This window comes from Komagataeibacter melomenusus, from assembly GCF_013155395.1.
GTDB classification, from domain to species: domain Bacteria; phylum Pseudomonadota; class Alphaproteobacteria; order Acetobacterales; family Acetobacteraceae; genus Komagataeibacter; species Komagataeibacter melomenusus.
In genome coordinates, this window is record NZ_JABJWC010000077.1 from 1 (window position 1) to 8550 (window position 8550).

Here is an 8550-nt window from a genome sequence, read left to right on the forward strand (position 1 = left end):
CCATCGGCCCCGCCACCGCCCACGAGGCCGGGGTTGCCACCGCGCGCACGCATTCATGGTTGAAGGCGATCAGCACCATCGCAGCCGCCCGTGCGGCGGCTGGCAGGAACAGCGCGCAGAAGAAGCGGTCCGGATCAGCCGCGCGGGCGGCGTGCAGCATGGACACGCCATCGTGCGCGGCGCGGGATGCATCCATCGGCGCGGTCATGGCGTTTGGTTCCGAAGGCATGGGCGGCGTGCGTTCATATGTCCGTCACTTGACGCACCGCGCGCGCGCCCATAGCAATCTTGGTATGGCGGCCACGTGCCGCCCCTTGCAATTCCCAGGAGAATGTTCATGGCTTTCGAATTGCCGTCCCTTCCCTTCGCCTACAATGCCCTTGCCAACCGTGGCATGTGCCAGGAAACGCTGGAACTCCATCACGACAAGCACCACCAGGCCTATGTGACGGCGCTGAACGGGTTTGTCGAATCCAAGCCGGAACTGCAGGGCAAGTCGCTTGAGGAAATCATCCTCATGGTCAAGGGCAAGCCTGACCTCGCCCCCGTGTTCAACAATGCGGGACAGCACTGGAACCACATCCTGTTCTGGCAGAACCTGGCCCCCAAGGGCGGCGTGATCCCCGATTCCCTGGGCAAGAAGATCGTTGAGGACCTGGGCAGCATCGAGAAGTTCAAGGCCGACTTCAAGGCCGCTGCCGCCTCGCAGTTCGGCTCGGGCTGGGCGTGGCTGGTTCTGGGCTCCGACGGCAAGCTGAAGGTGACCAAGACCGCCAACGGCTCCAACCCGCTGGCCGAAGGCCAGGGCAAGGTGCTGCTCGGCCTCGATGTGTGGGAGCACTCCTACTACCTCGACTTCCGCAACCGTCGCCCCGACTACATCGTCAACTACCTCGACCAGCTCGCCAACTACGAGTTTGCCGAGGCACAGCTCCAGTCCGCCTGATCGCGCATCAGGCACACGGACTACGGAAAACCCGGCCTCGCGCCGGGTTTTCTGTCTCTACCGCTTTCCAGGCGGGGCATCGCGCCCCAGCGCGCGCAGCTTCGTGCCGCGCATGAGGTCCGCCTCGATCTGCTCCAGCGTCATGCCCCGCGTCTCGGGCACGCGCAGCGCCACCATGACCATGAACACCGCATTGAGCGCCGCATAGACCCACAGCACCCGCCCTGCCCCCAGCACCTCGAGCCCGGTGAGGAACGTGGCGCTGACCACCATGTTGGCAATCCAGTTCGCACAGGTGGAGCATGCCATGCCGAACTCGCGCCCGCGCAGCGGCAGGATCTCGGCGCAGAGCAGCCACGCCAGCGGCCCGGCCGAGAACGCGAAGGCCGCGACAAACACCAGCATGCACACCCCCATGAGCAGCCGCATGCCCGGCATGGGCGGCACGCCGCCAGCCAGGATCATGGCCTGCATCGCCATGGCCAGCGCCATGACCGCGAATCCGCCGATCAGCATGGGCCTGCGCCCGATCCGGTCCACCCAGAACGTCGCCACAAAGGTTGAAAGCAGGTTGATAACCCCTACTCCCACCGGCCCCCATACCTGCACGTAATGGCTGTAGCCCACCAGCCCGATGATGTAGGGCGCATAGTACAGCACCGCGTTGATGCCCGAGAACTGCTGCGCCACCTGCAGGCCCACCGCCAGCCACATGGCGCGGCGGCAGTTGGGGTCGTTCATGAAATTGCCGATCCCGTCGCCGCGCGCGGCCAGCCGGGCCATGATGGCGTTGCGCTCGGCCATGACCAGCCGGGGCAGGCCGCGCAGCTCGATCAGCACGCGCCGCGCGTCACGCTCGCGCCCCTGGGCGAGCAGCCAGCGCGGGCTTGGCGGCAGGAACATGACCCCCATCATGAACACAAGCCCCGGAAACCCCACGATGCCCAGCATCCACCGCCACACGCCAAAATAGGAGAACAGCCCATCCGACACGAATGCCGCAAGCAACCCGCATGAGATCATGAGCTGGTAGCCTAGGATCATCGTGCCCCGGCGGCCGGAATCGGCAATTTCGGCAATGTAGAGCGGCGTGACGAAGGTGGTGGCCCCCGTGGCCACGCCCAGCAGCAGGCGGGCAAACAGGAGCATGCCGAACGATGAGGCCTCGGCGCACAGCAGCGGGCCGATCACGAACAGCCCCGCCGTGAGCACCAGCGTGCGCTTGCGCCCCCATGCATGGGCAAGCCATGCGGCGGCCACCACGCCAAGCGCCGCACCAAGCAGCATGATGGCCACGATCGATTCGCGCTGCGGGTCCGACAGGGTGAATTCCTGCGCGATCAGGTCAAGCGCGCCGGACATGACCCCCGTATCCAGCCCGAACAGGATGCCCGAAAGGGCGGCCAGCCCCCCGATCAACCCGGCGCGGCCACGGATGGCCGGGGGGTGGCGGGCCCCTGCAGGTTGGCCTGTCTGCGCGATACCGGGCTGCCTGTGCATCCTGCCTGCTCCTGCTGTTGACAGCAGCAACGATGCAGACAGGGGGAAGTTCGGCGTGCAGGTGATTGCGGGGGGCGATCAGCCCTTCTTGGCCGCCTTTTCGGGCGTGCTGTCATTGGCGGGGGTGGCGGCGCTGGTAATGACCGAGCTTATGGTGTCGCGCAGCACGCTCACGCGCACGCCCTGCGCGATCTCGACCTCGACCTCGTTCGACTCCGCCGTCACCTTCTGCACCACGCCGATGATGCCGCCTGCCGTCAGCACCCGGTCGCCCCGGCGCAGCGCGGAGAGCTGGTTGCGCAACTGCTTCTGCTTGACCTGCTGCGGGCGGATGAGCAGGAAATAGAAAATGCCGAACATGGCCACATAGGGCAGCACCGCCATGATGCCATCGCCGCTCAGCAGGCCGCCGCCCGCAGCCTGGGCATGGGCGGGCGTGGTCAGTAAATCATTGAAAATAGAAGCCATTGCAATCTTTCCGGCAGAATGAAGGGTTGAACGGGTTGCGGGTTTGCCATGCGGACCATAGTTTTCGCCTGTTTCCCGTCAAGGCGTTCGCCTGGCCCGTGTCAGCCAACGCGCTCCGGATCGCCCGGTGGCATGCGCCACCGCCCTGTCATGACCGACTCAGGATCGACGATGGACCAGACCACCCTCCCCGTTCTCGAACGCATTGCCGCAGCCCTCGAGCGCCTCTCGCCCCCCGCGCCCTCGCTTGCCGGGCTGGAGCAGGCCGATGCCTTCATTTGGCACCCTGGCCTTGGCCGCCTGACCCCCGTGGCCCACGTGGCGCATGTGGAGATGGGGCTGCTCCAGGGCATCGACCGCCAGCGCCAGATGCTGCTCGACAACACGCTGCACTTCGCGCACGGCCTGCCCGCCAACAACGCCATGCTGTGGGGCGCGCGCGGCATGGGCAAGTCCTCGCTCGTCAAGGCGGCCCATGCCCAGGCCAACCTCGAGGATGGCAGACCCGCGCCCCAGGGCAGGGGGCGTCTGGTGCTTGTCGAGATCCAGCGCGAGGATCTCTCGACCCTGCCCGACCTGCTCGCCCTGCTGCGTGAAAGCCCGCGCCGGTTCATCGTGTTCTGCGATGACCTGTCGTTCGAGCGCGAGGATGCGGACTACAAGGCGCTCAAATCCGTGCTTGATGGCGGCATTGCCGGGCGGCCGCACAACGTGCTGTTCTATGCCACGTCGAACCGCCGCCACCTCATGCCGCGCGAGATGATCGAGAACGAGAGTTCGACCGCCATCAACACGGCGGAGGCAACGGAAGAAAAGGTCTCGCTTTCCGACCGTTTCGGGCTATGGATCGGCTTTCACAACTGCGCGCAGGATACCTTCATGGAGATGGTCCGCGCCTATGCAAGGGAGCGCAGCCTGCCAATTGGCGATGCCGACCTGGTGCGCCGCGCCAATGCGTGGTCGCTCGCGCGCGGGGGGCGCTCGGGGCGCGTGGCCTTCCAGTTCATCGAGGATCTGAGCGCGGAACTTTCTGCCCGGCCATGATCCATCACAAGGATTGATCCGTGCGGCTGCTGGCATGCTGGGCATGCACCATCCCCCTCGATGGACCACCACAGGCCAGCACGAAGCCCGATGCGAAAGGATGCACCGACCGCATTACAAAACATGACGGCACCGAACCATTTGCCCTGCCCGTAAAAAACATCCTTAATATCGCCATGGCGGCAGGATAACGTTCGGAATGCGTCGCAATATATGTTGTACCCGACGTCCTGCCCATGGCGCATCCGGCTGCCATGCCCTGTTAACAGTCAAGAGAGACAATGGATCAGTCGTTACCGCCTGACAGCATGCAGTCCTCCGCCCCGGCCAGCGGGCGGGATCTGCGCCGAATCCGTGCCAACCCCGATTTCTGGTATCCCGTTGCGTGGTCACGGGAACTGAAGCCCGGCAAAACCATTGGCACCCGCTATGCGGGCCAGCCCATTGCCCTCGTCCGCCCGAAGGAAGGGGGCAGCATTTTCGCGCTGGAAGACCGCTGCGCCCACCGACAGGTGCCCCTGAGCAAGGGCACGGTCAAGGGCGACTCCGTGCAGTGCTGCTATCACGGCTGGGCCTATGGCCGCTCGGGCCGGTGCATCGACGTGCCCTATCTGGGCAAGGGCAAGCTGCCCAACGGCGTGCGCACCTACCCCGTGCGCGAGGTTGACGGGCTGATCTTCGTTTTCCCCGGTGATCCGGCCAAGGCGGAGGCAACGCCCTTCCCGCGCCTGGCGGAGGTGGCGAACCCCGCCTACAAGACCCGCCGCTTCGGCCAGCTGGTGCATTGCCACTACAGCTTCATGCACGAGAACCTGATGGATATGAACCATCAGTTCATGCACATGAAGCAGATGGGCCAGATGAAGCCGCGCTTCCTGGGCCAGGAACGCGGCCCCGGCCTGGTGGAGGCCCGCTACAGCTTTGCGCGCACCAGCGGCAAGCAGCCGATTGGCGAGGCGCTGATCTTTGGACAGAAGCGCGACAACAGCGAGAAATTCGCCCATCGCGATGTCATGACCATCCGCACCACCTACCCCTACCAGACCCTGCATATCCAGACAGGCGACAGCCCGCCGGTCATGGATCTGTGGATTGCCTACGTGCCGCAGGATGAGGCGGAACTGACCAACCGCGTGTTTGGCCTGCTCTCCATCAAGCGGCCGGGCATTCCCGGCGTGCTGGATCTGGCCTGGCCGTTCCTGACCGCGTTCACCGAGCGGATCTTCCGCGAGGACCGCGAGATCGTGGAACTCGAGCAGAATGCGTGGTACGAGCAGGGCGGCGACCGCAACCAGGAAATCTTCCCGGTCATCAACAACCTGCGTTCCCTGCTGGCCGAATGCGGCCTGCCCGCGCAGGACGATGCGCCTGCGCCGGTTGCTCGGGGTGCTGCATCGGCATGATGGATCAGGGGGGACATGGTTCGGCCACCTTACTTGAAGCCGGCGAATATCGCCTGCGTGAAGTCCGCACATCTGATGCGGGCACGATGCACAGGCTGATCAATGACTGGAGCGTGGTGCGGATGCTCAGCCGCGTTCCCTTCCCCTATTCGCTGGCCATGACCGAGGACTGGATCGCCTCCACCATCGAACAGTCGCAGCATGGCGAGGCCTATCACTTCGCCATCACCTGCCCGCAGTCCGACCAGCCCGATGCGCTGATCGGCTGCATCGGGCTGCGCATCAACGCCGCCGACCGCTCATGCTCGCTGGGCTACTGGGTGGGCCGCGCACACTGGAACCGCAAGGTGGCCAGCACCACGGCGGGCAGGCTGGCACGCTGGGCGCTGGCCAACCTGCCGGTGGACCGGCTCACCGCATCGGCCGCGCACGACAACCATGCCTCGATCGCGGTGCTTAGGCGCATCGGCTTTCGGGAACATGGCACCGGCACGCAGGAATTCGTCTCACGCGGGGGGGAATACCCGGTGCGCCTGTTCGAGGCGCGCCATGCCGACCTGTCAGGCGAGGAGATGATGGAAGAGACCGCAAGCGGCGATACGCGCCGGATCGTACTGGTGGCTGCCGTGGCCCTGGTGGATTCGGATGCCCGCGTGCTGCTGGCCCGCAGGCCCGAAGGCAAGTCCATGGCCGGGCTGTGGGAGTTCCCCGGCGGCAAGGTGGAAGCGGGCGAAACCCCCGAGGCCGCCCTGATCCGCGAACTTGATGAGGAACTGGGGCTGGACGTGGCGCGCTCGTGCCTGGCACCCTTTACCTTCATCTCGCACGATTACGGGCATTTCCACCTGCTCATGCCGGTTTATGTCTGCCATCGGTGGAAGAACACCCCCACCCCGCGCGAGGGGCAGACGCTGGAATGGGTGCCCGCCACCAAGCTGCGCGACTACCCCATGCCCGATGCCGACCGCCCGCTGATCCCGCTTTTGCAGGATCTGCTGTAAGGTACGGAGAATGACATGATCGATCTCGGCCCGCTTTTTCCCGTTTGCCGAGGGCGAGAGTTCAAACTGCTTCATGATGCGCAAGGACGGCACGCCGGGCGTGTGGTTTTACGACCATGAGATGATGGGCATGGAAGCCCTGACGCCTGTGGCCCCGTCCCTGAGCGCTTTCGTGCCCATGCTGCGGCCCCGCGCCACCAGCGCGGTGACGCTGAAACCCGACCAGGTGAAATCCATCTGGTCCGATCCGGAATTCGTGCCCGTTCTTCGCAAAAAATACAGCATGCGCTCAGGCTGCGGGGAAAGCATGCGGCTCCTGCCCCGGCACGTCCACGCGCAGGCTGAACAGGCTGCCCGCCTGCGGGTAGCGGGCCAGCATGTCATCAGGCGTGTTCTTGCGGGCCGTGGTGACGTACAGCGTGCGCAGGTCCGCCCCGCCAAAGGCCACCTTGGTCACGTTGCGCGCAGGCATGGCAATCGGCGCGAGCCGCGTGCCATCGGGGCGGAAGCGCTCGATGCGGCCGCCATTCCACACGCCCACCCATAGCGTGCCCGCGCTGTCCACCACCACGCCATCGGGGTAGCCATCTTCCACGCGGGCAAAGACCCGCCGGTTGGACAGGCTGCCATCAGCCGCAAGGTCGAACACGTAAATCAGGCCCGCAGGCGAATGATTGTGGTAAAGCCGCGTGCCATCGGGCGATATGCCGGGGCCGTTGGTCACGACATAGCCCTCGTCATGCCGCAGCAGGTCCAGCCCGTGCGCCTGCCGGGTTACGGAATACAGGGCGCCGGAGGGCGTGCCCTCGCCATCATCCATGGTACCGAACCACAACCGGCCCCTTGAATCGACACAGCCGTCATTGATGCGGTTGCCCGGATGCTCCGGCTCGACGGCCAGCATGCGGTCGAATGCGCCGGTGCGCGGATCAAGCCGGTACAGCCCGTCCTTCAGCCCGCAGACCAGCGTGCCATCACTGGCCGGCACGACAAAGCCGGGCCGCGCCGGGGCCTGCCACGATGCCTGTGCCCCGCTGGCGGGGTCAAGGCGGTGGATGGCCTGGCCCACGATATCGACAAAATAGAGCGCCTGCTCACGCACGGACCAGACCGGCCCCTCGCCAAGTTGCGCCCTGATATCCCATACGCAACAGGGGTGTGACATCGGTGGCGTGTTCATGCGGTCTCCTTTGGGGTAAGCTTACGGTCGTTACAGGGTGGGGCCAGAATGCGCCTGCCCGCAACCTAGTGGAATGCCGATCATGAACCCCACCGCCTGCCTGCTGGTCATTGGCAACGAAATCCTGTCTGGCCGGACACAGGATGTAAACGTGCAGTATATCGCCCGTCGCCTGTCGGAAACCGGCATTACGCTGAGCGAAGTGCGCATCATTCCCGATATCCGCGCCGTCATCGTGCGTAACGTGACCGAGGCGCGGGCGGCTTATGACAATGTGTTCACCACTGGCGGCATCGGGCCGACGCATGATGACATTACCTCCGCCTGCGTTGCGGAATCGTTTGGCGTGCCCTGGGTGCACCACCCCGAGACCTTCAGCCTGCTCGAAGCCCATTTCGCACCCGGTGAGTTCAATGCCGCCCGCCAGCGCATGGCCACCATGCCGCAGGGGGCAACGCCCATCCGCAATTCCGTTTCGGTCGCACCCGGCTTTAGCATGGGCAACGTGCATGTGATGGCGGGCGTGCCCCGCATCATGCGCGCCATGTTTGAGGAAGTACTGCCCACCCTGCCCCACGGCACGCCCGTGACCGCGCAGGCGTGGCATGCCAATGGCCTGTATGAAGGCACGCTCGCCGCCCCGCTCGAGGCGATCCAGGAGCGCTACCCCGCCATTGACATCGGCTCCTACCCCTACCGGCTTGATGAGAGCCAGCGCGGCGTGTGCCTGCTGTGCAAGGGAACGGACACGCAGGCCGTAAGCAATGCCGCCACCGCCGTGCGCGACCTGATTACGCGCCTTGGCTTTACGCCGCTGCCGGGTGAACCGGCAAAAGCCTGAATTTATTAAAAAATAAAAGCTTTCGGGTGCCGCCTTTTTACAGGGTCTGTTTGGAATTGATTTTTCACAAGGTCCCTGATGTGCTTTAAACTGCATATGGATCGCTTGATATTGACGGATGCCCAATGGGCGAAAATGGAACCGCTGTGCCTTGGCAAGCAAACGGA

General features: G+C 64.8%; 9 protein-coding genes and 1 pseudogene. 5 read left to right on the forward strand and 5 right to left on the reverse strand.

Going from position 1 to position 8550, the window contains the following annotated elements:
- Positions 1 to 208, reverse strand: a pseudogene (locus HNW77_RS16545) (phytoene synthase); the annotation flags it as partial.
- A 129-nt stretch (positions 209 to 337) separates the two neighbouring features.
- Here HNW77_RS16545 and HNW77_RS16550 point away from each other — a divergent pair.
- Entirely contained in the window at positions 338 to 946 is a 609-nt protein-coding gene (locus HNW77_RS16550; protein WP_172159150.1) for a superoxide dismutase, read from the forward strand.
- Between the two features lie 57 nt (positions 947 to 1003).
- On the opposite strand, the gene HNW77_RS16555 is transcribed toward HNW77_RS16550, so the two are convergent.
- Positions 1004 to 2446 carry a sugar porter family MFS transporter gene (locus HNW77_RS16555; RefSeq protein WP_172159151.1) on the reverse strand — a complete coding sequence of 481 codons (1443 nt, stop codon included), beginning with the start codon at positions 2444 to 2446 and terminating at the stop codon, positions 1004 to 1006.
- Between the two features lie 78 nt (positions 2447 to 2524).
- Entirely contained in the window at positions 2525 to 2914 is a 390-nt protein-coding gene (gene yajC / locus HNW77_RS16560; RefSeq protein WP_172159153.1) for a preprotein translocase subunit YajC, read from the reverse strand.
- A 171-nt stretch (positions 2915 to 3085) separates the two neighbouring features.
- Here yajC and HNW77_RS16565 point away from each other — a divergent pair, with 171 nt between their 5' ends.
- The 3 genes from HNW77_RS16565 to mutT all read left to right on the forward strand — a co-directional run bounded on the left by HNW77_RS16565 (position 3086) and on the right by mutT (position 6362).
- A complete protein-coding gene (locus HNW77_RS16565; protein WP_172159154.1) occupies positions 3086 to 3958 on the forward strand; it encodes an ATP-binding protein in 873 nt (290 codons plus the stop codon).
- Positions 3959 to 4239: 281 nt separating this feature from the next.
- Positions 4240 to 5361: a Rieske 2Fe-2S domain-containing protein gene (locus HNW77_RS16570; RefSeq protein ID WP_408886866.1), complete on the forward strand. Its 1122-nt coding sequence runs from the start codon at positions 4240 to 4242 to the stop codon at positions 5359 to 5361.
- Complete coding sequence (gene mutT, locus HNW77_RS16575; protein ID WP_172159155.1) at positions 5358 to 6362, forward strand: 8-oxo-dGTP diphosphatase MutT; 1005 nt, start codon at positions 5358 to 5360, stop codon at positions 6360 to 6362. Before HNW77_RS16570 ends, mutT begins: the two co-directional genes overlap by 4 nt.
- A gap of 108 nt (positions 6363 to 6470) precedes the next feature.
- On the opposite strand, the gene HNW77_RS16580 is transcribed toward mutT, so the two are convergent.
- Together HNW77_RS16580 and HNW77_RS16585 are read right to left on the reverse strand one after the other, a co-directional pair.
- Positions 6471 to 6671: a hypothetical protein gene (locus HNW77_RS16580; protein WP_172159156.1), complete on the reverse strand. Its 201-nt coding sequence runs from the start codon at positions 6669 to 6671 to the stop codon at positions 6471 to 6473.
- Positions 6652 to 7542 carry an SMP-30/gluconolactonase/LRE family protein gene (locus tag HNW77_RS16585; protein ID WP_172159157.1) on the reverse strand — a complete coding sequence of 297 codons (891 nt, stop codon included), beginning with the start codon at positions 7540 to 7542 and terminating at the stop codon, positions 6652 to 6654. The genes HNW77_RS16580 and HNW77_RS16585 overlap by 20 nt, the downstream gene beginning before the upstream one ends.
- A gap of 82 nt (positions 7543 to 7624) precedes the next feature.
- Between HNW77_RS16585 and HNW77_RS16590 the strand changes: the two genes are divergently transcribed.
- Positions 7625 to 8383, forward strand: a complete 759-nt coding sequence (locus tag HNW77_RS16590; protein ID WP_172159158.1) for a competence/damage-inducible protein A — start codon at positions 7625 to 7627, stop codon at positions 8381 to 8383.
- The last annotated feature ends 167 nt before the right edge of the window (positions 8384 to 8550 follow it).

What these genes read in the sequence shown, in the direction of transcription:
- HNW77_RS16590 (WP_172159158.1), top strand. Translation starts at nt 7,625, where the DNA reads ATGAACCCCACCGCCTGCCTGCTGGTCATTGGCAACGAAATCCTGTCT.
- HNW77_RS16580 (WP_172159156.1), bottom strand. Translation starts at nt 6,671, where the DNA reads ATGCTTTCCCCGCAGCCTGAGCGCATGCTGTATTTTTTGCGAAGAACG.
- HNW77_RS16570 (WP_408886866.1), top strand. Translation starts at nt 4,240, where the DNA reads ATGGATCAGTCGTTACCGCCTGACAGCATGCAGTCCTCCGCCCCGGCC.
- yajC (WP_172159153.1), bottom strand. Translation starts at nt 2,914, where the DNA reads ATGGCTTCTATTTTCAATGATTTACTGACCACGCCCGCCCATGCCCAG.
- HNW77_RS16585 (WP_172159157.1), bottom strand. Translation starts at nt 7,542, where the DNA reads ATGAACACGCCACCGATGTCACACCCCTGTTGCGTATGGGATATCAGG.
- mutT (WP_172159155.1), top strand. Translation starts at nt 5,358, where the DNA reads ATGATGGATCAGGGGGGACATGGTTCGGCCACCTTACTTGAAGCCGGC.
- HNW77_RS16565 (WP_172159154.1), top strand. Translation starts at nt 3,086, where the DNA reads ATGGACCAGACCACCCTCCCCGTTCTCGAACGCATTGCCGCAGCCCTC.
- HNW77_RS16555 (WP_172159151.1), bottom strand. Translation starts at nt 2,446, where the DNA reads ATGCACAGGCAGCCCGGTATCGCGCAGACAGGCCAACCTGCAGGGGCC.
- HNW77_RS16550 (WP_172159150.1), top strand. Translation starts at nt 338, where the DNA reads ATGGCTTTCGAATTGCCGTCCCTTCCCTTCGCCTACAATGCCCTTGCC.